This window comes from Vibrio sp. 1402 (assembly GCF_033340275.1).
Window position 1 is genome coordinate 281,418 of sequence record NZ_JAWOWE010000006.1, and the last position, 22,748, is coordinate 304,165.

The following is a 22,748-nucleotide window of genomic DNA, read 5'->3' on the forward strand; positions in this document are numbered from 1 at the left end:
GCAAAACAAAAACCACCGAATTCGGTGGTTTTTTATATGCTTCGTTAATGCTTGTGACGTGCTTTTTCCAATAGAGCATCAAAGTAATGTCGTAGCGAGTACAACATAATCAAGCTTGGCACGACCATGACAGCGGTAAGCACGAAGAATGTGCTCCAATCATTAAGATAATCCACTAGCTCGCCACTGAAAGAAGCAAGAGTCGTCCGTCCGAAGTTTCCTAGAGAGGCAAGCAACGCATACTGAGTTGCCGAAAATGCTTGCCCGGTTAGAATCGTCAAAAATGAAACAAAAGCGACAGTTGAGAAAGCAGTCGTAAAGTTATCGACAATAATCGTGGCTAAGTACAAGTGCTCGTTTGGGCCTACCGAAGCAATCCATGCAAACATCAAGTTACTGGCAGACATAGCAATACCGCCGATCATTAATCCACGTACAATACCAAACCTAACGTTGAACATGCTTCCGACAAAAGTAAAGAAGATGGTGGCTCCCCAACCAATCAGTTTGGAGTAATAGCCAATTTGTTCATTGCTAAAACCAATATCTTTATAGAACGCGATCGACATCCTGCCCAAAAACGCTTCGCCAATTTTAAATAGGAAAACGAACAGCAACAGAGTAATCGCGACACGGACGCCATTGCGATTAAAGAAATCAAGGAAAGGTTCTACAACAGTCACGGTAAACCAAGCTACGACTTTTGAACCAACCACTTCTTTGTGGCGTTGTTCAGCGGCAGACTGAAGTTGTTCGCGTTGAGTCTTCGGTTCACCGACTAAAATCGTAAAGACCATTAGAATGCCGACTATCACCGCCATCCCGTAGTACACACCATTCCAACCGACACTGTCAGCATTAACAAACGCTAAATAACCCGGTAGTGAATAACCTGTCCACCAGCCAATGACCGCCATTGCAGAAGCTTGAGGCAGTTTAGACTCTTCTGACTTTGGGAAAGTATCAATACGAAAAGCATCAATTGCGATGTCTTGTGTCGCTGAAGCCGTTGCAATGCACAAGGCGAGTAGTGACGCAAACACCAAGTTTTCCGCTGGATTAACGCCGGCAATAAATAGGGTAGCGACGAGTACGATACTTTGGCAAAAGAAAATCCAGCTACGTCTTTGCCCCAGCAGTCTAAAGAGGACTGGCAGCTTCACGCGGTCAACCAGAGGTGCCCACAGAAAGTTGATCGCATAGACCGCAAAAACGCTACCAAAATAGCCAATTGCGGAGAGGGTCAAGCCGGCATCTTTTAGCCAACCTGACATGTTTGAACCGATAAGAACCCACGGAAAGCCGCTAGAGCAGCCCAGCATGAAAACCCACATGAGTCGTTTATCGAGGTAACTTTTTACCGTTTCCAACCAAGTGATGGAAGGTAATGAAGACATAAATCAATCCAATAAAATGAAGCCGTTGAAAGAGAAAGCCCTTCGATTATTCAAAGGGCTTATCGTTTTGGCTATTTAAGTAGTGTAGCTTTGGTGATGACGATTTGCGTCTCTGGTACATCACGCATTCGGCCTACTGTCGTGGTCGGCTGCTGAGCCATTTTCTGGATAACGTCGAACCCCTCAGTAACCTCACCAAATACAGCATAACCTGGTGGTCGAGCGCCATAGTTGAGAAAGTCATTGTCGACTAAGTTGACGAAAAACTGACGAGTTGCAGAGTTTGGTGCATTAGTTCGTGCCATGGCGATGGTAGCACGGTCATTGTTTAGACCATTATTTCCTTCGTTTTTGATTGGCGCGTATGTTTTCACCATCTGCATATCTTGGTTAAAGCCGCCACCTTGTGCCATGAAGCCTGGGATAATACGATGAAAAATAGTACCTTCGTAGCTCCCATCTTCTACATATTTCAGAAAATTAGCGACAGTGATAGGTGCTTTCTCTTCGTTTAACTCAACCGTAAATGAGCCAAGTGTCGTTTCAAACGCTACTTTTGGTCCAGCCCAAACGCTGCAGCTGAGTAATGCTAAAGACAGAATCGCTTTGCGTAACATTAGAAACGCTCCTGCATGTATTGACGAAGCTCAGGGTCATTGGCAATCTCTTTAAGCGTCAATGTCACCACATCATTCAATGTCTCTTCAATATCGGCATCAGAAGCACTCAATGTGCCAGATCGCTTTGCTGTACCTGTATAAGTTTTGACTAGCTTGCCCTCAGGTGTCTCTGCTGTGATTTCCAGCACAACTTTAGCATCCATCTCATTTTCCATCACCGAATGCTTCACGTTGACCAACGCTTCTTGAACGCTCAATTCAATCGCGTTGTTGCTGTTTAGATCCGCATGGAAACCTTGAGATGAGAATTGCTTCTCTAATGCTTCTTCTAACGCAATACGTAAATTCTGTTTAGCATGAAGAGGAAGAATGTTCGAACGGCCGTTATCCACCAACGCCACGTACTGCGCTGCACGTACATCTTTGCTGGTCAAACTGTAAGTCTTGCCTTGAACAATTGGATTGGTGCTCAATGTGCTTTCTGGCATCAGGTTCAGCTGAGGTTGTTGAGGGGCTGAACACGCAGCAAGCAACGCAACCGAAGCCGCAAGTACCAATTTTCTCATTTTATTATTCCTTTTAACTATTTTGCTAAAGCTTATTTTGCGCTTAATTTAGCAGGATTTTTTGTAGCCTGTAAAATCACAAACTTATTGTTGGAAGCGATAAGTTTCACATTTTTATCGCCAAACAGACGTTTGAGTTTTGCGTCGTACCCGAGGTGACGATTTCCGATAACCAGTAAACGGCCATTTTCACTTAATACTTGTTTAGCATCGCAGAACATTTGCCAAGCAATATGATCGGTGATTGCCTGTTGTTGATGAAACGGTGGATTACACATAACCATAGAGCTGCTGCTGTGTTTAAAACCGTCCAAGCAATTGTTCGCTATGCACTGTATGTCTCTATTTTCACCAAGGTTGTCGAGTAGGTTCTGTTTTGCCGACTCAAGCGCCATAAAGCTTTCATCAACACATGTTAGCCGAGCATTTGGATTCAACTGACCAAATTTAACAGACAAAACACCATTGCCGCAGCCGAGGTCGATGACATTGTCTATCGAAGGGTCTTGAGGCAGGTGCTGCAGCATAAAGCGTGCACCTAAATCTAAACTTTCTCCTGAATAGACATTTGGCATGTTCTTGAGTTCGATATCTTCGCCATCAACGCGCCAAGTCGTGAAAGGCATTACTTCAATCGGAGGCTCAACTGTTGCTTGAGAAAACACCAATCTGTGCTTTTTCCAGGCCAAAGATGTTTTTGTTTCGCCTAAGTATTTTTCAAACAGTTTTAGCGTCGAAGTATGAATGTCTTTCGCTTTATTGACTGCAATGACGGGGCAGGAAGCCGGTAGCGCCTTTCTTAATTGGCTTAGTATCCACACTAGATGGCGGTTACTTTTGGGCAGTTGCAGCAAGACGAGATCAATATTGGCAGGAACGAGGTCCATCGTGGTGGCAAGCGCTACTTTATTGCACTGGTTTTGCTCGAGATTTTGCTGTGCACCTTTATGTGAGATGAATGAATCACTCATTAGCGTTACATGGTGCTTTTCCGAAAACCAGCAGGAGAGGGCACCAAAGCTGTCATTAATCACGAGGATGTTTTGATTGTCTGGCAAAGCAAGCTCTTCAACATGATTAATAAGATACTCATCACCGGCATCCCACGCTTGTAGCGTTTCGTTACTACGTTTTGGGAAACGATGAAGTGTTAAGCTTCGCTCGTGAAGGTTCAGTTCGGTTTTCATAGCTAAATGTAAGTTGATTTAGAAATTAAGTGTTATTGTCGCAAATGATGACGTGTCGAGATACAAAAAGCTGTCAAATTTTACGAGTTCAGTGATGGCTGCTCTCTAGGCATGCTCATGGAGTCGAGCGCCTTGAGACAATATGTCTACAAAGTGCGTCAATAATGAGAGTGACGTTTGAGTGATGCATGTCTGCTTTACTTAGGTATATACTTATGGAATTCGCATCAATGAGGAACGAATATGATCCAAGAAATCATAGAGAAGAAACTACACAGTGAGCTGCAACCCAGCTATCTCAAAGTCATTAATGAGAGCTACATGCATAATGTGCCACCAGGCTCAGAGAGTCATTTCAAAGTGATTGTTGTGAGTGATTCGTTCGCGGGACAGCGTTTGATTGGGCGCCATCGTCAAGTTCATCAAATTTTGGCAGATGAACTGGACAACCACATTCATGCATTAGCTATTCATACATATACTGATGAAGAGTGGAAGCGTGAACAAGATGGCGCCCCTGATAGCCCGATGTGTATGGGTGGTGGTCACTAAAAACGCAAGATATAAAGGTGCAGAGAAAGGTGGCTTAAGGCCATCTTTTTTCGTTTTACATTCTTTAGGGACGTTAACGTGGCACAAATTCTGGTTAAAAAATGTGTTAACAGTGTTTCAACAAATGAATGGAAATTGCAGAATATTTCAGGCGATGAATATCACTTTTCCATAAGATATGTATGGAATATGGCATTTGTGCGATGGGTCAAAGTTATGACTATTCTTTGACCTTTTAGACCTGATTCTACCGAAATAACCCCTCTATTCTAATGATTGATCATGGCATCAAGTTCCTAAAAAATGCTAGACTACGGCACCTGATAAATCTCGCGTATTCCTTGTGACGAGATTTTTAATAGGATGTTGCGATTTTGATGTTTAAAACAACATCAAAACCGGACACTGATGTCGTGTCTAAAAGTTACGCAATCAAAAGAATCTTTTTCCCGATAAAAGTAGTGCAAGTGCGTATGATTACAATAAAGAAGGGCTTGGATCTTCCTATCGCAGGAACTCCATCCCAGGTGATTAATGATGGTAAGACCATCAAAAAAGTCGCCTTGCTTGGCGAAGAGTACGTTGGCATGCGACCTACCATGCATGTCCGCGTTGGTGATGAAGTGAAAAAAGCGCAAGTTCTTTTTGAAGATAAAAAGAACCCAGGCGTGAAATTTACTGCACCAGCAGCCGGTAAAGTGATCGAAGTTAACCGTGGCGCTAAACGTGTCCTTCAATCTGTAGTGATTGAAGTGGCAGGTGAAGAGCAGGTGACATTTGATAAGTTCGAAGCCGCTCAACTTTCAGGTCTAGATCGTGAAGTGATCAAGACTCAGTTGGTTGACTCTGGCTTATGGACCGCTTTACGTACTCGTCCGTTTAGCAAGGTTCCTGCAATCGAGTCTTCTACTAAGGCTATTTTCGTAACTGCAATGGATACTAATCCACTAGCAGCTAAGCCTGAGTTGATCATTAATGAGCAACAAGAAGCATTCATTGCTGGTCTAGACATTCTTTCAGCCCTGACAGAAGGCAAGGTTTACGTATGTAAATCTGGCACTAGCTTGCCACGCTCTTCACAGTCTAACGTAGAAGAACACGTCTTCGATGGCCCTCACCCAGCAGGTCTTGCTGGCACCCACATGCATTTCCTATACCCAGTAAATGCAGAGAATGTGGCATGGAGCATCAACTACCAAGACGTTATCGCGTTCGGTAAGCTGTTCCTAACTGGTGAGCTATGCACAGATCGTGTTGTGTCTCTAGCTGGCCCAGTTGTGAATAACCCTCGTCTAGTCCGTACCGTAATGGGTGCAAGCTTAGATGACCTAACAGATAACGAGCTGATGCCTGGCGAAGTTCGTGTGATCTCTGGTTCAGTACTAACAGGTACACATGCAACTGGTCCACACGCATACCTTGGCCGTTACCATCAACAGGTTTCTGTATTACGTGAAGGCCGTGAAAAAGAACTATTTGGCTGGGCAATGCCTGGTAAGAATAAGTTCTCGGTAACTCGCTCTTTCCTTGGTCACGTATTCAAAGGTCAGTTGTTCAATATGACAACGACGACCAATGGTAGTGATCGTTCAATGGTTCCAATTGGCAACTACGAACGCGTAATGCCTCTAGATATGGAGCCTACTTTGCTGCTTCGTGATCTATGTGCCGGCGACACAGACAGTGCTCAAGCACTGGGTGCGCTTGAACTGGATGAAGAAGATCTAGCATTGTGTACCTTTGTATGTCCAGGTAAGTACGAGTACGGTACGTTACTTCGTGAATGCCTAGATACTATCGAGAAGGAAGGGTAATTTTCATGGCTCTTAAAAAGTTTCTTGAAGACATCGAGCATCATTTTGAGCCTGGTGGCAAACACGAAAAATGGTTTGCCCTGTACGAAGCTGTAGCAACAGTTTTTTACACCCCAGGTATCGTAACAAATAAAAGCTCGCACGTTCGTGATAGCGTTGACCTAAAACGTATCATGATCATGGTTTGGTTTGCGGTATTCCCAGCAATGTTCTGGGGTATGTACAACGCAGGTGGCCAAGCTATTGCAGCACTTAACCACATGTACGCTGGTGACCAACTAGCGACAGTTATCGCAGGTAACTGGCACTACTGGCTAACAGAAATGCTTGGCGGCACTATCGGTGCGGAAGCGGGTGTTGGCAGTAAGATGCTACTAGGTGCGACTTACTTCCTGCCAATCTACGCAACAGTATTTATTGTTGGTGGCTTCTGGGAAGTGTTGTTCTGTATGGTGCGTAAACACGAAGTTAACGAAGGTTTCTTTGTAACTTCTATCTTATTCGCACTTATCGTTCCACCAACGCTACCTCTATGGCAAGCGGCACTAGGTATCACATTTGGTGTTGTTGTAGCAAAAGAGATCTTCGGTGGTACAGGTCGTAACTTCCTTAACCCTGCACTTGCAGGTCGTGCATTTCTATTCTTCGCTTACCCAGCACAAATTTCGGGTGACGTAGTATGGACTGCAGCTGACGGCTTCTCTGGTGCAACTGCTCTTAGCCAATGGGCTCAAGGTGGTAACGGTGCTCTAGTTAACACAGTAACTGGCGCTCCTATCACTTGGATGGACGCGTTCATCGGTAACATCCCTGGCTCTATTGGTGAAGTATCGACTCTAGCTCTAATGATCGGTGCAGCGATGATCGTTTACATGCGAATCGCTTCATGGCGCATCATTGCGGGTGTGATGATCGGTATGATCGCAGTATCGACTCTGTTTAACGTGATCGGTTCTGACACTAATCCAATGTTTAATATGCCATGGCACTGGCACCTAGTTCTAGGTGGTTTTGCATTCGGTATGTTCTTCATGGCAACGGACCCAGTATCAGCGTCATTTACTAGCAAAGGTAAATGGTGGTACGGCATCCTGATTGGTGCAATGTGTGTGATGATCCGTGTAGTTAACCCAGCGTACCCAGAAGGTATGATGCTGGCGATTCTATTCGCGAACCTATTCGCACCTCTGTTCGACCATGTAGTGATTGAGAAGAACATCAAGCGGAGACTAGCACGCTATGGCAAGTAATAACGACAGCATTAAAAAGACGCTGGGTGTTGTTATCGGGTTGAGCCTTGTTTGTTCAATCATCGTATCAACAGCAGCAGTAGGTCTGCGTGATAAGCAAAAAGCTAACGCTGTCCTAGATAAGCAATCAAAGATCGTTGAAGTTGCAGGCATTGACGCAAACGGTAAGAAAGTACCAGAGCTATTTGCTGAGTACATCGAACCTCGTCTAGTAGACCTTGAAACAGGTAACTTTACTGAGGGTAATGCATCTACGTACGATCAACGTGAAGCATCAAAAGATGCAGAACGTTCAATCGCATTGACACCAGAAGAAGACGTAGCTGATATCCGTCGTCGCGCGAATACAGCAGTGGTGTACCTTGTAAAAGATCAAGATGAAGTCCAAAAAGTTATCCTGCCTATGCACGGTAAAGGACTATGGTCGATGATGTATGCCTTTGTAGCCGTTGAAACTGATGGTAACACTGTGTCTGCTATTACTTACTACGAGCAAGGTGAAACTCCTGGACTTGGTGGTGAAGTAGAGAACCCTTCATGGCGCGATCAATTCATTGGCAAGAAATTGTACAATGAAGATCACCAGCCAGCGATTAAGGTCGTGAAAGGCGGCGCACCGCAAGGTTCTGAGCACGGTGTTGATGGCCTATCAGGAGCGACGCTCACTAGTAATGGTGTTCAACACACATTTGACTTCTGGTTAGGTGATATGGGCTTTGGTCCTTTCCTAGCAAAAGTTCGTGACGGAGAACTTAACTAATGTCTAGTGCACAAAACGTTAAAAAGAGCATCCTAGCGCCAGTGTTGGATAACAACCCAATCGCGCTACAAGTTCTTGGTGTATGTTCTGCTCTTGCAGTAACAACTAAACTAGAAACAGCTTTTGTAATGACACTAGCGGTAACATTTGTAACTGCGTTGTCTAACTTCTCTGTTTCATTGATCCGTAACCACATTCCTAACAGTGTGCGTATCATCGTTCAGATGGCAATCATCGCATCGTTAGTAATCGTGGTAGACCAAGTGCTAAAAGCTTACCTATACGATATCTCTAAACAGCTATCTGTATTCGTTGGTCTGATTATCACTAACTGTATCGTAATGGGTCGTGCTGAAGCATTCGCAATGAAGTCTGCGCCAGTACCATCTCTTATTGACGGTATTGGTAACGGTCTAGGTTACGGCTTCGTTCTTATCACTGTAGGTTTCTTCCGTGAGCTATTTGGCTCAGGCAAACTATTTGGTCTAGAAGTTCTACCTCTAGTGAGCAACGGTGGTTGGTACCAGCCTAACGGCCTAATGCTACTAGCACCATCAGCATTCTTCCTAATCGGCTTCCTTATCTGGGTAATCCGTATTCTGAAACCAGAACAAGTAGAAGCGAAGGAGTAAGGACGTCATGGAACATTACATTAGTCTGTTAGTTAAATCGATTTTCATCGAAAACATGGCTCTGTCTTTCTTCCTAGGTATGTGTACTTTCCTTGCCGTATCTAAGAAGGTTAAGACCTCTTTCGGCCTAGGTGTTGCAGTTGTGGTAGTTCTGACTATCGCTGTTCCTGTGAACAACCTGGTATACAACCTAGTTCTGAGAGAGAACGCGTTAGTTGAGGGCGTGGACCTTAGCTTCCTAAACTTCATCACCTTTATCGGTGTAATTGCAGCACTTGTACAGATTCTAGAGATGGTCCTAGACCGTTTCTTCCCACCTTTGTACAACGCGCTAGGCATCTTCCTACCGCTGATCACAGTAAACTGTGCAATCTTCGGTGGTGTATCTTTCATGGTACAACGTGACTACAACTTTGCTGAATCGATCGTTTACGGTTTCGGCTCTGGTGTGGGCTGGATGCTAGCAATCGTTGCTCTTGCAGGTATCCGTGAGAAGATGAAGTACTCTGACGTACCTCCAGGTCTACGTGGTCTTGGTATCACATTTATCACTGTAGGTCTTATGGCGTTAGGCTTTATGTCTTTCTCTGGTGTTCAACTGTAAGTCGGGTAAACCGCAACAATTAAGGAATAGTCAATGGACATTATTCTTGGTGTAGTGATGTTTACTCTGATCGTACTAGCACTAGTACTAGTGATTCTTTTCGCTAAGTCTAAGCTTGTACCAACAGGTGACATTACAATTTCTGTGAACGATGACCCTTCTCTGGCGATCGTTACACAACCAGGTGGTAAGCTACTGAGTGCTCTAGCAGGTGCTGGCGTATTCGTATCTTCTGCTTGTGGTGGCGGTGGCTCATGTGGTCAGTGTCGCGTAAAAGTTAAATCAGGTGGTGGCGACATCCTACCAACCGAGCTTGACCATATTACTAAAGGTGAAGCGCGTGAAGGTGAGCGTCTAGCGTGTCAGGTTGCAATGAAAACTGACATGGATATCGAGCTTCCTGAAGAAATCTTCGGCGTTAAGAAGTGGGAATGTACTGTTATCTCTAACGATAACAAAGCGACATTCATCAAAGAGCTTAAGCTACAAATTCCAGATGGCGAATCAGTACCTTTCCGTGCTGGTGGTTACATCCAGATTGAAGCTCCTGCTCACCACGTGAAATACGCAGACTACGATATTCCTGAGGAATACCGTGAAGACTGGGAGAAGTTCAACCTTTTCCGTTACGAGTCTAAAGTTAATGAAGAGACCATTCGTGCATACTCTATGGCTAACTACCCAGAAGAGCACGGTATCATCATGCTTAACGTTCGTATCGCAACTCCGCCGCCGAACAACCCAGACGTACCACCAGGCATCATGTCTTCGTACATCTGGTCTCTAAAAGAAGGCGACAAGTGTACTATTTCTGGTCCATTTGGTGAGTTCTTTGCGAAAGATACAGATGCAGAAATGGTATTCGTTGGTGGTGGTGCTGGTATGGCTCCAATGCGCTCACACATCTTCGACCAACTTAAGCGTCTGCACTCTAAGCGTAAGATGTCTTTCTGGTACGGCGCACGTTCTAAGCGTGAAATGTTCTACGTAGAAGACTTCGATATGCTACAAGCTGAGAATGACAACTTCGTATGGCACTGTGCACTGTCTGATCCACTTCCAGAAGATAACTGGGATGGTTACACTGGCTTTATTCACAACGTTCTTTACGAGAACTACCTACGTGATCACGAAGCGCCAGAAGACTGTGAATACTACATGTGTGGTCCACCTATGATGAACGCTGCTGTAATCGGCATGCTGAAAGATCTAGGTGTAGAGGATGAAAACATCCTACTAGATGACTTCGGTGGTTAATTCCTCCAAGTGATTGAATCTATGGCTAGCTCTCCAAGAGCTAGCCATTATTTTTTATAGACATAAAACTGATATTCAACAGTTGATATAGGTAATCGGATTGAAAGGATTGGTCCTATTTCCCATATCAATTCAACAACATTGGGAGTTAACAAGTGAAAAAGTGGCTTGTTGCATTCGCTTCTCTATTGATTTTGGCTGGCTGTGAGCAGCCTGCCGATCAAATTCATTTAAGTGGCCCTACCATGGGGACTTCTTACAACATCAAGTATATCGAGCAAGATGGTATTCCAACGCCAAAAGCGATGCAGACAGAAATTGATCGCTTATTGGAAGAGGTTAATGACCAAATGTCGACCTATCGTGACGACTCAGAGTTAAGTCGTTTTAACCAGCATCAAACGAGCGAGCCATTTACAGTTTCGACACAAACAGCAACGGTAGTGAAAGAAGCAATTCGCCTTAACGGTCTTACTTTAGGTGCATTAGATGTGACGGTAGGCCCTCTAGTTAACCTGTGGGGGTTTGGTCCAGAAGCTCGTCCAGATGTAGTTCCAACCGATGAAGAACTCGCTGCTCGCAAAGCAAATACCGGTATTCACCACCTATCTGTTGATGGTAATACACTGTCCAAAGATCTTCCTAACTTGTACGTCGACCTATCGACGATTGCGAAAGGTTGGGGGGTTGACGTGGTTGCTGACTACCTTCAATCTGAAGGGGTACAGAACTTTATGGTCGAAGTTGGCGGTGAAATGCGTCTCAAAGGTGTCAATCGTGAAGGTGTGCCTTGGCGTATCGCAATTGAAAAACCGACCGTTGATGAACGTTCAATTCAAGAAATTATTGAACCAGGCGACATGGCAATTGCAACAAGTGGTGACTATCGTAATTACTTTGAGAGTAATGGTGTGAGATACTCTCATATTATTAATCCACGAACAGGCAAACCAATTCATCATAAAGTGGTGTCTGTAACGGTATTAGATAAATCGTCGATGACTGCTGATGGTCTTGCAACTGGTCTTATGGTGCTAGGTGAAGACAAAGGCATGGCAATTGCGAACGAAAATAATATTCCTGTTTTCATGATTGTGAAAACGGAAGATGGTTTTAAAGAGTTGGCTTCGGAAGCATACAAGCCATTCATGAAGAAATAACAACAGAAGTGAGCATGTTTTTATGAATACATTTCTAATTACCTTTGCTGTGTTTGTCGCGGTAATCACTGCAATGGCTGTCGGATACATTTTCCAAAAGAAAGTCGTGAAAGGTAGCTGTGGTGGCTTAGGGGCAGTTGGCATCGAAAAAGTGTGTAATTGTCCAGAACCCTGCGATGCGCGTAAAAAACGTGAAGCGCGCGAGGCTGCGCGTGCTGAGAAATTGGCGGCGTGGGAAAAAGATAGAATTGCTTAGTATTGGTTAATCGTACTAAGAAAGTGATAAAGCTCAGCGTTCTGCTGAGCTTTATTTTTAGGCAGCTAACCAAAGCTCAGATGTCCGAGAAAGAGCCCAATACCGTGTTTTGTTGTTTCTTTCTCTCATGTTATAGAGCAAGACTACATCGATAATCATTAGGACGAAGCAATGATTTGGTTACGTCCGTTCTCTTTGGCCATGTAAAGTCGCTCATCCGCCGCTTTTATTTGTTGTTCTAGCTCCCCCACGATGTTGCTTACACCAATACTCGCGGTCACAAGAATGTTTTTGTCCAAATAAGTTATTGGCGTTTTTTCTATGCGCTGTCGCATTTGTTCTAAGCGTGTTAGAAAGCCGTCATAGTCGCCACTGGCTTGAATACAAAACTCCTCGCCACCAAGCCTAGCGACAATATCATTTGGAAAATAGATTTTTAGAATATTCGCTATCATGACTAACACTGCATCGCCGCCCTCATGTCCGTGTGTATCATTTACTTGCTTAAAGAAATCGATATCAAGCATCGCGATGTTTCTTTGAGCGTTTTCTACATGGGGTTGCTCAAACAGAAAGCGGCGGTTCCATAAGCCCGTTAGCGCATCTTGATTTGCCATTTTAAACAGTTCAGATGTTGCGTCTTTGATATCTAACAGTTGGTGAATACGGCAAAAAAATTCTTCTTGATTAAATGGCTTGTATAAAAAGTCATTGGCCCCTGCTTTTAGAAACCTAGCCGTCATGGTCTTAGAGTTACTACCCGACAAGCCGAGAATGGCTAATTGATTTTTATCCCACTTCCGACGTAATTCACGCACCATAGTAATGCCATCTTTAACGGGCATATCATGGTCGGTTAAAACGAGAGTGATATCTGGATTTTGCTCGACAAGCTCTAGGGCTTTTTGCCCATTGTCAGCTTCCAACGTCTGAATATATTGATGCTCCAAAAGTTGGGCAATGTGTCTTCTTACGGTGTGTGAATCATCAACGACTAAACATTTGTGTTGTTGATTGTTGGTTAGTCGCTTGAGGAGTGGTAATAGATAGGAAACGGACGCCATGCTGTCTTTCAAAATATAGTCGAGGACACCTTTTGCAAGCATCTTTTCGCGAGTGTCTTCTTGAAATCGAGCCGTTAAAACAATGACACGATGACCATGTTCCAAAACGAGGTCAATAATCTCGCCATCTTGAGCATCCGGTAAACAATAGTCTAAAACCGCACAGAAGAGGTCCTGTGCTGAAGATAACAAGTTCTTTGCCTCCGCGTAGCTTTCCGCTGCGATGACCTCATAACCAGCTTGGCTTATTGTTTGGCAAAGAAAGTTTTTAAATGCACGACTATCTTCAACAACCAGAATCTTATTACTCAAGCGCAGTCCCCAAAATTAATTGTTTAAAATCAATGATAACTAAAATTAAACTTATCGCCATCAAAAAACACATGTCAACCAAAAGTAGAACAACTACTCAAATGTTTGACACGCATCCGTTAACATCACATCATTATTCCTGTCTTAGTTATATAATTATGTTTAGCTAACGTAGGGAGAAAGTAGTATGGAAATGCATCAACATGGTATGGCTGAGCTATTTCAACAACTGGGCCTCGGTAGCTCTCCTCAAGAAATGAAAGATTTTATTAATCAACATCGACACAAAAGAGATTCTGCGCCTTTACATGAAGCTAGCTTTTGGACGATGTCACAGGCGAACTTTCTAAAACAAGCCATCGAAGAAGATGCAGATTGGGCCGAATTAGTCGATCAATTGGACGTAATGCTTCGAGATTGACGTTCGCTTAAACACGCCCATTTCTCTTCAGGTAGATTTGATTTATACTGTTTTTTTGAACAGTGCTTTGATGGCTATGTCAGATCGAATTAGAAAAATTATTCATGTCGATATGGATTGTTTTTATGCTGCCGTAGAGATGAGAGATAACCCCAGTTACCGTGGCATTGCACTCGCTGTTGGCGGACATGAAAAGCAGCGTGGAGTGATTAGCACCTGTAATTATGATGCGCGTAAATATGGTGTTCGCAGTGCAATGTCAACGGCGCGCGCGCTGCAACTCTGTCCTCATTTGTTGGTTGTGCCCGGTAGAATGCATGTATATAAGCAAGTCTCTCAGCAGATTCGTGCTATTTTTGAGCGTTATACGCCTATCATTGAACCTCTCTCATTGGATGAAGCATACCTCGATGTCACGGACTCGACAGCTTGCCGTGGCTCCGCTACGTTGATCGCAGAGTCAATTCGCCGCGATATCTGGAGTGAACTTGGGTTGACGGCATCGGCGGGCATTGCTCCGATAAAGTTTCTTGCCAAGGTCGCGTCAGACATGAACAAGCCCAACGGTCAGTTTGTGATTCCGCCAGAGAAAGTCCAAGAGGTTATCGATAGTCTTCCGCTAGAGAACATTCCTGGTGTGGGGAAGGTGAGTCTTGAGAAGCTCCACCAAGCCGGTTTTTATCGATGTGAGGACATTAAAAACAGTGACTATCGAGAGTTGTTGAGGCAGTTTGGTCGTCAGGGTGCCTCCTTATGGCAGCGAAGCCATGGAATTGATAATCGAGAAGTCGTTGTTGAGCGCGAGAGAAAGTCCGTCGGTGTGGAAAGGACATTCAGCCAGAACATCGCAACCTATGATGAATGTTGGCAAGTGATTGAGGAGAAACTTTATCCCGAACTCGAGAAACGTTTAGAGCGTGCAAGCCCAGATAAGTCGATTATTAAACAAGGTATTAAAGTCAAATTTGCCGACTTTCAACTGACAACAATTGAGCACATCCATCCGCAATTAGAGCTTGAGGACTTCAAGATCTTGCTAAGAGATATTCTTAAACGCCAAAATGGACGGGAAATTCGCCTTTTAGGCTTGAACGTGATGCTCAAGCCCGAAGACCAAGCGCGTCAATTGAGCTTTTTTTAGGCCCTTACCGTTTCTACCTGCGTTAATACCTGCTCAAAACTTACATTTGCCATTGCACCATAACCTGCTAGCTTTGAGGCTTTTAGCTGGCTAATCAAAGGAGTGCTGATTCCGCACAAGAAGCGAGCAACGGCATCATTACTGATGGCCGATGGGGAAAGCTGAATAAACTCCCGCGCCCATATCGATACTTGAGATTGTTCAATATCTTCAGGTTCTGGTGCTGTGAATGTGGCGACGTGACCACGACACACGGAGCAGTGACCACATTGCTTTGGTGCATCGTGATCCGCAAAGTAGTTCGCCAATTGTGAGCTCAAACAGTGCTCGGACTGGAACAAGTGCAGCATGGTGTGGATTCTTTCGATATCTTTGCTTTCTTTGGATTGGAACAGTTCAGACAGTTGTTGGATTAAAACATCCGAGCTCTGTTTGGTTGGCATAACTGAGTACACGTCCGTCAGTTGTTTGCTCTCTAGTTCTATCCAGCCGTTCTGGTGAAAATAGTCGAGCGCTGCGACAACTCGGCTGCGTTCCGATTGATAGTTCATCCATAGCGCTTCTAGATCAACTTGGCACCACACTTTGGCTTTTTGTGAGCAGGAAAAAATAGCCTCCACAAATTGACGTCGCTCGCCTTGAAATTGATTCACAATAAATTGCTGATCGTGCAAAAACTTAAACCGATATTCCGCAAAGTAACTGTACTTTGCTTCAATGACGTTATGTAGCTCCAAATAAACCAACAAGGTTTTGAGTGGCAATTGGCGGATATTACTTTCACGCGACAAACGCAGTGGCACTACCTCCCATTGTGGAGCATGTTCTTTCGCTTGCTCGACTACATAGTTAATTGACGTAAATTCTGGTGTGTCACCATAGACAAAATTCTCCAACACCGTTAGGCCGGACGTATTGCCTAGCAGAATGCACTCCGAGCGTTGCCCGTCCCTGCCTGCACGTCCAATCTCTTGTGCGTAGTTCTCGATTGATTTGGGTAAGTCGAAGTGAATGACGCGTCGAATATCAGATTTATCGACCCCCATACCAAATGCAATCGTTGCAACAATACAGTCAATTTGGCCATCCATGAACTGCTGTTGGATTTGTTCACGAACGTCGCTTTTCATGCCAGCGTGGTATGCGTGAGCGTTAATGCCAATATGGATTAATGACTTTGCTACTCGTTCTGCTGTTTGCTGCTGCGTCACGTATACGATGGTCGGAAGCTTAGGTGAAGAGGCGATGATCTCACTGAGCTGTTCTTGTTTCTTTGTTTCCTCACACGGGATCACCGAGATATCCAGATTAGAGCGGTAGAAGCCTGTAACGGTAATATGTTCACTGGAAATATCGAACTTTTTTTGCATGTCTTCAATAACTGCAGGCGTTGCCGTTGCGGTGAGAAGTAAAGACTGTGGGATGTTCAGTTCACGTTGATATTGCGGTAGTTTGAGATAATCTGGACGAAAGTTATGCCCCCATTCGGAAATACAGTGCGCTTCATCAATGACCATCAAAGAAATCGGTACTTGGCGAATGAATTCACGAAAACGCTCATTTTTTAGTCGCTCAACAGAAATCATCAAGATTTTGATTTGTCCATTCTTCACGCCAGCCATGACCTGTTGTGCTTCTTCTCTACTTTGACTGCTATCGATAGAAGCGGCCGCGATTCCTTTACTTTGTAAAAAGCTCAGTTGATCCTTCATTAACGCCAACAACGGAGAGATCACCAACGTAAGGTTGGGTAATATGGTTGCAGGTAGTTGATAACAGAGTGACTTCCCCGAGCCTGTAGGAAAGATTGCCGCAGCAGAGTAACCATTCATAACGGCTTCAATAACGGGTTGCTGACCTTGGCGTAATGAGTCAAAACCAAATACAGATTGAAGTGTTTGATGCAGCGAGTCACTTTGCATAATAGGGAAACCTTTCTTTGATGGTAAACTTGGCTACATTAACACACCCCGAATACTAAACGCGCGTCCTAAAAGTATGAACAAAGCTGACTTAGTCCAAATTATCATCCAACATCTGGAAGAAAAACTTCAAGTTGCCCATTCATCGGCTCAGCGAGCTATCGATGCCGCCACAGATGAAGAAACTGTTCCCGAGCACAAGTACGATACATTGGCACTTGAAGCCGCGTATCTTGCTCATGGACAAGCCATGCGAATTCAAGATAGTGAAGAGGAGTTGCGTCAATATCGTTCTTTAGTGACTCGTAACTTTAAGAATGCGCCTGTTGGTGTTGGTGCTTACGTTGTTCTCGCAGATGAGAATTTGATCGAAAAGCACTTCTTTGTAGGCCCTTGCTCTGGTGGTTTGACTGTTCAATATCAGACTCTGGAAGTCTTTGTCTTAACAGCCAAATCTCCTCTGGGTCGAGCGTTGTTCGGGAAAGAAGAGGGTGATGAGGTTGACGTGAAAATAGGAGATAAAACAACTTGTTACGAAGTCGTGACGATTTGCTGACATCTCATGTATCACTCAGTGTTATGTTTAACACGAGTAATGTTAAATAAAAGAGAATGACATGAAAAAGCTTTTTACACTCTCATTGCTGATGGTCAGTGCTACTGGTTATGCAGCGCAGTGTCGTGTGGACATCAATAATGAAGTCCGTATGGATGGGCAAAGCTTGGAAATTCGCCAAACGACAGGTGATAAAGCTGTCGTGGATGAGGATAACAACCTCTTCATCAAAGGTGAGCTAATTGAACTCAATGCCGACCAAAAAGCGGCAATTGAAGACTATCGCGAAAAAATGAACGCGTATATTCCACAAGCAAAGCAGTTGGCGAGTGATGGTTTAGCGCTTGCAAATGACATCATCGATGATGTCGCGGAAAGCCTAGACGCACCTGGCGCGTTTGATAACGTCAAAGTCGCAGTACAGGACTTTTTCGCTGATGTTGAATCACGTTACTACAAAGATGGCGATTTCATTCTACCAGCGGAAAGTTTTGAGTCCATGACACAAGGGTGGACTGAAGACTTTGCAAAAGCACAAGAGATCTTCAATAAAGAGTTTTTAGCGAGTTCGTTGGATGCTTTATCGAAAAAAATGAAGGAAGAGGGAGGGATAAACCTCACTGCATTATCAGAGAGTATGGCTGAACTCAGCGCGAAAGTAGAAGAGCGTTTAGCCGAGCATTCAAAAGAGGTAGAACAACAAGCAGAAGACTTGTGCGATTCGCTGGATGACATGGCAGGGCAAGAAAACGATCTGTTGAAGAAAATCCCTGAGCTAAAAGATTACCGAGTATTTACGATTTAATTACTCATTAAAAAGCAAAAACTCGATGAGATAAAGAAAGAGAGCACTATTGTGCTCTCTTTGCGTTTTACTCGCTTATTCTTTGATAGCTTATTGCGCATTCATCTCGGTGAGTTTATCGCCGACAGGTTTTGAGAAGTTAAAGCCATCATGCTGATCCCAGTTGATAGACCATGTCATTACTCCTGCATAATTCGGGTAATGGTACGCTGGTTTTACGGTGCCACATGAAGTGCCTTTGGTTAAACAATCTAGTGCGTTGATAATATTCTGTGTTGGAGCCTGCCCTGAATTTGCCGAGCTAGGACCTGAAGGTAAACCGATTGCGACTTGATCATCGCGCAATGGTGCAAATTGAGTGCCGTCGGCCAACTCAAAACCTTCGATAAGCATTTTAGATTGCGCTACCATCATATCCACAGAGCCTTCTGGTGCACTGCCTGGCAGGTATGGGTTTGGCAAACCGCCGTTGTTATATAACTGGACGTGAAGCAAGTCGAGCGTGCTGCGTGTCTCGTTTATCACAGGAATGTAAGCTCCCCAAATACCGCTGTAAGCCACATAGCCGCCTTGAACATAAGGGTGCTCAGGCGCCATGGTTAGGTACATATCTCCACCCATGTTTTGCTCTATTTGAAGCAAAGCACGACCAAGGCGAGCTTGAATTTGCGAGCCATGAACTAAGTTAGAACCACTCTCTAAATCCACATCTAGACCATCAAAGCCCCACTCAGCGATAAGACCTGTTAGGCTAGAGACAAAGTTGGCTTCATCTTGGTCGGTATTCAGCGTAATCGTGCCTTCTGCGCCGCCAAGAGAGAGAACAAACTTCTTACCTTTAGCTTGAAGCGCTGCCATGTCCTGCTTGAATTGTGTTGGATCGAGTGCTGGACAATCGCTGTAAATATCGCCTGAATATAGATTAAAGTGCACAGTGCCATCACTGTTGCGATCATTTTCAGCAAAGGCAATATCAATCACATCCCAAGCATCTGCCATATCTGCTAGACGAATTGGACAGCCCGCACCATTTACAAAATTGTGCCAGTAACCGATGAGTTTATGGCGTTTCTCTACTTGCTCAACCACCGTTATTGCTGCGGCGTCAGACAGTGCATTGCTTCCTGACAAATCCACAGCTTGGGCGCTAACTGTAAAGTTACCAAGTGCAGTTGGTGTCCAGTTGGCTGTGTAAGGTGCTGTGGTATCGGTTGCAACAATAGAGCCGTTGATCATGAAATCAACGTGTTTAATGCCTGAAGTTAAAGACGTTGCATCGGCGCTTAATGCGAGACTTTTGCCTAATCCGACGGTTTGACCGCTGCTTGGTGAAGTCAGAGAGACGACCAAATCTTTATCGCTGACTTCCACACCAACCAGGGACTCTGACGTGTTGTTATCATTATCGGTTGCGACGGCTTTAAGCTGGTTAGCGCCAATAAGTGTGGCGTTCCAAGTAACGGAATATGGCGCTTGAGTGGTGACCCCTAAGCTGGTGTTGTTCGCAAAAAACTCAACTTGCGTGACTGTGCCATCAGCATCGCTTGCGTTTGCCGTGATTTCGTTATTGCTGCCAGCGAGCACGACTTGTCCATCCGTTGGTGCCGTAATGGTAACTTGCGGTGGTGTCGAACAAGCACCTAGGCCACTCCAAGCATCTTGCCAGTATAGCCCTTCACCAGGCTCGTAAGCCCATGTCGCATCCGAGGAGCACCAACCAGCAACATCACAACGATATTTTTGGTTGAAGTGAGAAATCAGGTCGCCAGCTTGATAACTTGTGCCTGCCACATAAGGTACTGCATCTGCACATCCGCCCGTTCCGGTTTCTGAATTACTAATAACCAGCGCTACTTCTTGGCTCATCGTTGCGAGGTTTGTATCATCAGTCGCTTGTGCTTTGAACGAGTATGTACCTGGACTAGCGGTCCATTGATATTCGTAAGGTGCGCTAGTATCAATGGCGACAGATTGATTGTTTACGAAGAACTCAACTTGTGTGACCACACCATCAATATCGTCAGCTTGAGCGGCTACGGTTAGGTTATCGCCTACATTAAGCACTTCTGTGCCTACTGGGCTTGTCAATGAAATGCTTGGTGGCGGTAATTCGACTTGTGGTTGAACTTGGATAGAAATCGTCGTGGTGCTAACAGCTCCCTCATTATCTGTCGCAATTGCGGTCAATTGCGAGATCCCTTCAATAGCGGTCCAAGAAGCTTCGAATGGTGCTTGAGTTACCACAGCAACGGTTTGGTTGCCTGCAACAAACTCAATTTGTGTGATTTGGCCATCTTCGTCAGTTGCGTTGGCTAACAAAGTGATCGCACTGCCTTCGGGAATTTGTGCGTTGTTTATTGGAGAGGAGAACGACACCGTTGGTGATAAATTGTTGCTTCCACCATCACATTGCCCTAACGCTTTCCATGCTTCCCAAGATCCTGAGTTGGTCACGGGATCATTGCCTTGCGTCCAATATGCAGCCTCATAAGCGGCTCCTTGCGTTTTTACTAAAGCGCCCGATGTATAAGTCGCAGTGCTGTCCCAGTCGGGTAAACTTTGACAGTTATAGGCTTGAGCTTGGTAGCTGGCGCTGAGTGCTACAACCATCGCTCCGTGAAGTAGGGTGACCTTCATTTTCCTCTCCTTGAATCATGGGTATAAATGAGAACAGAGTAATAACTAGCTGATAAATAGACATTAGGGGGAAAAAGCGAAGCACAATATTCTGCTTTTCGACACAGTATCACGAGGAACAGTTCGTCCCTTACACCAGAGCTCATTATTTTTCGGCTCACTTCACGGCAGAAGGATTGGTAAAATTCAGCCACGTAAAACGAACAACAGTCGCGAGGCTTTTGAGCGATGAATATGAGATGTACGTTAAAATTTACAAGCTGAATGACTACAAATTGTTTCAACTGTCGAGGATTTAACCGAGGTGCTCTTGTTGAATAGTGAATATTGCTATAGTGTACTAGTTAGCTAGTTCAATGATATTTTTGTGTGAGTAGTATGACACAGCAAACCTCTTCTCAGCCTCGCGAGCATTTTGGCTCTCGTCTCGGGTTCATCTTAGCTGCCGCAGGTGCCGCAGTTGGCCTTGGCAATATTTGGGGCTTCCCAACTCAAGCAGCCAGTAATGGTGGCGGTGCTTTCCTGTTAGTTTATTTGGTGATGATTCTTATCGTCGCATTTCCGATGCTGGTGGTTGAAATGGCGATTGGTCGCCATGGTCAAGCCAACCCTGTAGACAGTATGCGTGCAATCACAGATAACCCTGCCGGTAAAAAGCTCGGCGGCATTGTGGGTTGGATTGGTTTAAGCGTACCAAGCGCTGTCTTAGCGTTTTATTCAATTGTTGGTGGTTGGTTGATCTGCTTTTTACTGGGTGCAATCACAGATCTAATGGGGTTAGAAGCTGCAACTCAATGGCTAAAGGGCTTTAGTGTTGAACGTAACTTGTTCGGAACCATTACTTTTTATGTACTGACGATTCTCATCGTACAAGGTGGCGTAAAACAAGGTATTGAGAAGTGGTCCACACGTTTGATGCCAGCATTGTTTGTTTTGTTTGCTCTGCTATTTGCTTACATCATGACGCAAAACGGTGCGATGGAAGGTCTGAAACATTACCTAGTGCCGGATTTTGAAAAGGTATGGGACCGCAAGTTGATTCTTGCTGCAATGGGACAGGGCTTCTTCTCGCTTACGATCGGTGGCTGTTCAATGCTGATTTATGGCTCTTACTTGAGTAAGAAAGAGAACCTACCAAAGATGGCGATGAACGTGACCATGGTAGATACTGCCGTTGCTTTCATTGCAGGGTTAGTGGTGATGCCAGCGATGTTTGTAGCAATGCAAAAGGGCGTTCAAATCTATGCAGAAGATGGCTCTCTCTTAAGCTCAGATACGTTAGTGTTTACGGTATTGCCACTAATGTTTGATAGTTTAGGTTTGCTTGGTCAATTATTCTCTATTGTGTTCTTCTTATTGTTGACGATTGCGGCGCTAACGTCTTCCATTTCAATGTTAGAGTGTCCAGTGGCTTTAGTGAGTGAGCGCTTCAATACTAAGCGCAGCGCAACGAGCTGGGTTTTAGGTGGTCTCATTGCTTTGTTCAGTGTGGTGATTGTTTATAATTTTGGTGCTCTATTTGGTATGGTCGCGACGGTTGCTACTCAGTATCTACAACCAACCGCTGCGCTCTTATTCTGCTTATTTGGTGGTTGGGTATGGAATCGCAACTCAAAAATCAAAGAGCTTGAGCAAGGTTGCCCGGAGTTTACGCAAGGTTGGTTTGGTAAGTTATGGCCTGCGTATGTGAAGTTTGTATGTCCAATTCTTGTGGCGACAGTCATCTGGGCTTCATTTGGCTAACCGAGACGTCTATCGAATAAAAGAAAAGGGCTTGATGGTAACTCATCAAGCCCTTTTTCATATTGGTTATTCTCGTTTCGGTTATCCGCCAA

The 22,748-nt window shown here is 44.6% G+C and carries 21 protein-coding genes; 14 read left to right on the plus strand and 7 right to left on the minus strand.

The window, feature by feature from the left end; translation table 11 throughout:
- Positions 1 to 44 precede the first annotated feature (44 nt).
- The 4 genes from R7044_RS14075 to R7044_RS14090 all read right to left on the minus strand — a co-directional run bounded on the left by R7044_RS14075 (position 45) and on the right by R7044_RS14090 (position 3,770).
- The gene (locus R7044_RS14075) at positions 45 to 1,397 is read right to left on the minus strand and encodes an AmpG family muropeptide MFS transporter (protein WP_005380257.1); all 1,353 of its coding nucleotides are present in this window, start codon (positions 1,395 to 1,397) and stop codon (positions 45 to 47) included.
- 71 nt (positions 1,398 to 1,468) lie between these two features.
- The gene (locus R7044_RS14080; RefSeq protein WP_005380258.1) at positions 1,469 to 2,014 is read right to left on the minus strand and encodes a peptidylprolyl isomerase; all 546 of its coding nucleotides are present in this window, start codon (positions 2,012 to 2,014) and stop codon (positions 1,469 to 1,471) included.
- Positions 2,014 to 2,583: a YajG family lipoprotein gene (locus R7044_RS14085; protein WP_005380259.1), complete on the minus strand. Its 570-nt coding sequence runs from the start codon at positions 2,581 to 2,583 to the stop codon at positions 2,014 to 2,016. The genes R7044_RS14080 and R7044_RS14085 overlap by 1 nt, the downstream gene beginning before the upstream one ends.
- 32 nt (positions 2,584 to 2,615) lie before the next feature.
- A complete protein-coding gene (locus R7044_RS14090; protein ID WP_033905535.1) occupies positions 2,616 to 3,770 on the minus strand; it encodes a methyltransferase in 1,155 nt (384 codons plus the stop codon).
- Between the two features lie 243 nt (positions 3,771 to 4,013).
- Here R7044_RS14090 and bolA point away from each other — a divergent pair, with 243 nt between their 5' ends.
- From bolA to nqrM, 9 genes are all read left to right on the plus strand, one after another.
- Entirely contained in the window at positions 4,014 to 4,322 is a 309-nt protein-coding gene (gene bolA, locus R7044_RS14095; RefSeq protein WP_005380262.1) for a transcriptional regulator BolA, read from the plus strand.
- A 473-nt stretch (positions 4,323 to 4,795) separates the two neighbouring features.
- Positions 4,796 to 6,136, plus strand: coding sequence for a Na(+)-translocating NADH-quinone reductase subunit A (locus R7044_RS14100; protein ID WP_005380264.1), 1,341 nt, complete (start codon positions 4,796 to 4,798; stop codon positions 6,134 to 6,136).
- Between the two features lie 5 nt (positions 6,137 to 6,141).
- Entirely contained in the window at positions 6,142 to 7,386 is a 1,245-nt protein-coding gene (locus tag R7044_RS14105) for an NADH:ubiquinone reductase (Na(+)-transporting) subunit B (RefSeq protein ID WP_005380265.1), read from the plus strand.
- A complete protein-coding gene (locus tag R7044_RS14110) occupies positions 7,376 to 8,146 on the plus strand; it encodes a Na(+)-translocating NADH-quinone reductase subunit C (RefSeq protein ID WP_005380267.1) in 771 nt (256 codons plus the stop codon). Before R7044_RS14105 ends, R7044_RS14110 begins: the two co-directional genes overlap by 11 nt.
- On the plus strand, positions 8,146 to 8,778 hold the full coding sequence (locus tag R7044_RS14115; protein WP_005380269.1) for an NADH:ubiquinone reductase (Na(+)-transporting) subunit D: 633 nt from the start codon (positions 8,146 to 8,148) through the stop codon (positions 8,776 to 8,778). Before R7044_RS14110 ends, R7044_RS14115 begins: the two co-directional genes overlap by 1 nt.
- A 7-nt stretch (positions 8,779 to 8,785) precedes the next feature.
- Complete coding sequence (gene nqrE / locus R7044_RS14120) at positions 8,786 to 9,382, plus strand: NADH:ubiquinone reductase (Na(+)-transporting) subunit E (protein ID WP_005380270.1); 597 nt, start codon at positions 8,786 to 8,788, stop codon at positions 9,380 to 9,382.
- Between the two features lie 33 nt (positions 9,383 to 9,415).
- Positions 9,416 to 10,639, plus strand: coding sequence for an NADH:ubiquinone reductase (Na(+)-transporting) subunit F (gene nqrF / locus R7044_RS14125; RefSeq protein ID WP_005380271.1), 1,224 nt, complete (start codon positions 9,416 to 9,418; stop codon positions 10,637 to 10,639).
- A 155-nt stretch (positions 10,640 to 10,794) separates the two neighbouring features.
- Positions 10,795 to 11,799 carry an FAD:protein FMN transferase gene (locus R7044_RS14130; protein WP_005380272.1) on the plus strand — a complete coding sequence of 335 codons (1,005 nt, stop codon included), beginning with the start codon at positions 10,795 to 10,797 and terminating at the stop codon, positions 11,797 to 11,799.
- A 22-nt stretch (positions 11,800 to 11,821) separates the two neighbouring features.
- Complete coding sequence (gene nqrM, locus R7044_RS14135; RefSeq protein ID WP_005380273.1) at positions 11,822 to 12,055, plus strand: (Na+)-NQR maturation NqrM; 234 nt, start codon at positions 11,822 to 11,824, stop codon at positions 12,053 to 12,055.
- Between the two features lie 158 nt (positions 12,056 to 12,213).
- Here the strand turns inward: nqrM and R7044_RS14140 are convergent, their stop codons facing one another.
- Positions 12,214 to 13,431, minus strand: coding sequence for a response regulator (locus R7044_RS14140; protein ID WP_047102622.1), 1,218 nt, complete (start codon positions 13,429 to 13,431; stop codon positions 12,214 to 12,216).
- Positions 13,432 to 13,618: 187 nt separating this feature from the next.
- Between R7044_RS14140 and R7044_RS14145 the strand changes: the two genes are divergently transcribed.
- Both R7044_RS14145 and dinB read left to right on the plus strand, forming a co-directional pair.
- On the plus strand, positions 13,619 to 13,852 hold the full coding sequence (locus tag R7044_RS14145) for a DUF2789 domain-containing protein (protein ID WP_005380277.1): 234 nt from the start codon (positions 13,619 to 13,621) through the stop codon (positions 13,850 to 13,852).
- A gap of 76 nt (positions 13,853 to 13,928) precedes the next feature.
- Complete coding sequence (dinB, locus tag R7044_RS14150; protein ID WP_025768236.1) at positions 13,929 to 14,993, plus strand: DNA polymerase IV; 1,065 nt, start codon at positions 13,929 to 13,931, stop codon at positions 14,991 to 14,993.
- Here the strand turns inward: dinB and R7044_RS14155 are convergent.
- Positions 14,990 to 16,915: an ATP-dependent DNA helicase RecQ gene (locus R7044_RS14155; protein ID WP_225455633.1), complete on the minus strand. Its 1,926-nt coding sequence runs from the start codon at positions 16,913 to 16,915 to the stop codon at positions 14,990 to 14,992. The two genes, dinB and R7044_RS14155, sit on opposite strands and share 4 nt — an antisense overlap.
- A 76-nt stretch (positions 16,916 to 16,991) precedes the next feature.
- On the opposite strand from R7044_RS14155, the gene R7044_RS14160 reads away from it, so the two are divergent.
- A complete protein-coding gene (locus tag R7044_RS14160) occupies positions 16,992 to 17,471 on the plus strand; it encodes a GreA/GreB family elongation factor (protein WP_005380280.1) in 480 nt (159 codons plus the stop codon).
- 61 nt (positions 17,472 to 17,532) lie between these two features.
- Positions 17,533 to 18,276, plus strand: coding sequence for a YggN family protein (locus tag R7044_RS14165; protein ID WP_053349826.1), 744 nt, complete (start codon positions 17,533 to 17,535; stop codon positions 18,274 to 18,276).
- 90 nt (positions 18,277 to 18,366) lie between these two features.
- Here R7044_RS14165 and R7044_RS14170 read toward each other — a convergent pair whose 3' ends face one another.
- On the minus strand, positions 18,367 to 20,913 hold the full coding sequence (locus R7044_RS14170) for an Ig-like domain-containing protein (RefSeq protein ID WP_053304077.1): 2,547 nt from the start codon (positions 20,911 to 20,913) through the stop codon (positions 18,367 to 18,369).
- Positions 20,914 to 21,291: 378 nt separating this feature from the next.
- Here R7044_RS14170 and R7044_RS14175 point away from each other — a divergent pair, with 378 nt between their 5' ends.
- A complete protein-coding gene (locus tag R7044_RS14175) occupies positions 21,292 to 22,656 on the plus strand; it encodes a sodium-dependent transporter (RefSeq protein ID WP_005391763.1) in 1,365 nt (454 codons plus the stop codon).
- Positions 22,657 to 22,748: the final 92 nt, after the last annotated feature.

Coding starts and splice junctions, on each gene's coding strand:
- R7044_RS14110 (WP_005380267.1), top strand. CDS start 7,376: ATGGCAAGTAATAACGACAGCATTAAAAAGACGCTGGGTGTTGTTATC.
- R7044_RS14115 (WP_005380269.1), top strand. CDS start 8,146: ATGTCTAGTGCACAAAACGTTAAAAAGAGCATCCTAGCGCCAGTGTTG.
- R7044_RS14085 (WP_005380259.1), bottom strand. CDS start 2,583: ATGAGAAAATTGGTACTTGCGGCTTCGGTTGCGTTGCTTGCTGCGTGT.
- R7044_RS14075 (WP_005380257.1), bottom strand. CDS start 1,397: ATGTCTTCATTACCTTCCATCACTTGGTTGGAAACGGTAAAAAGTTAC.
- nqrF (WP_005380271.1), top strand. CDS start 9,416: ATGGACATTATTCTTGGTGTAGTGATGTTTACTCTGATCGTACTAGCA.
- R7044_RS14080 (WP_005380258.1), bottom strand. CDS start 2,014: ATGTTACGCAAAGCGATTCTGTCTTTAGCATTACTCAGCTGCAGCGTT.
- R7044_RS14160 (WP_005380280.1), top strand. CDS start 16,992: ATGAACAAAGCTGACTTAGTCCAAATTATCATCCAACATCTGGAAGAA.
- R7044_RS14155 (WP_225455633.1), bottom strand. CDS start 16,915: ATGCAAAGTGACTCGCTGCATCAAACACTTCAATCTGTATTTGGTTTT.
- nqrM (WP_005380273.1), top strand. CDS start 11,822: ATGAATACATTTCTAATTACCTTTGCTGTGTTTGTCGCGGTAATCACT.
- R7044_RS14175 (WP_005391763.1), top strand. CDS start 21,292: ATGACACAGCAAACCTCTTCTCAGCCTCGCGAGCATTTTGGCTCTCGT.
- R7044_RS14090 (WP_033905535.1), bottom strand. CDS start 3,770: ATGAAAACCGAACTGAACCTTCACGAGCGAAGCTTAACACTTCATCGT.
- nqrE (WP_005380270.1), top strand. CDS start 8,786: ATGGAACATTACATTAGTCTGTTAGTTAAATCGATTTTCATCGAAAAC.
- R7044_RS14100 (WP_005380264.1), top strand. CDS start 4,796: ATGATTACAATAAAGAAGGGCTTGGATCTTCCTATCGCAGGAACTCCA.
- R7044_RS14165 (WP_053349826.1), top strand. CDS start 17,533: ATGAAAAAGCTTTTTACACTCTCATTGCTGATGGTCAGTGCTACTGGT.
- R7044_RS14145 (WP_005380277.1), top strand. CDS start 13,619: ATGGAAATGCATCAACATGGTATGGCTGAGCTATTTCAACAACTGGGC.
- bolA (WP_005380262.1), top strand. CDS start 4,014: ATGATCCAAGAAATCATAGAGAAGAAACTACACAGTGAGCTGCAACCC.
- dinB (WP_025768236.1), top strand. CDS start 13,929: ATGTCAGATCGAATTAGAAAAATTATTCATGTCGATATGGATTGTTTT.
- R7044_RS14105 (WP_005380265.1), top strand. CDS start 6,142: ATGGCTCTTAAAAAGTTTCTTGAAGACATCGAGCATCATTTTGAGCCT.
- R7044_RS14170 (WP_053304077.1), bottom strand. CDS start 20,913: ATGAAGGTCACCCTACTTCACGGAGCGATGGTTGTAGCACTCAGCGCC.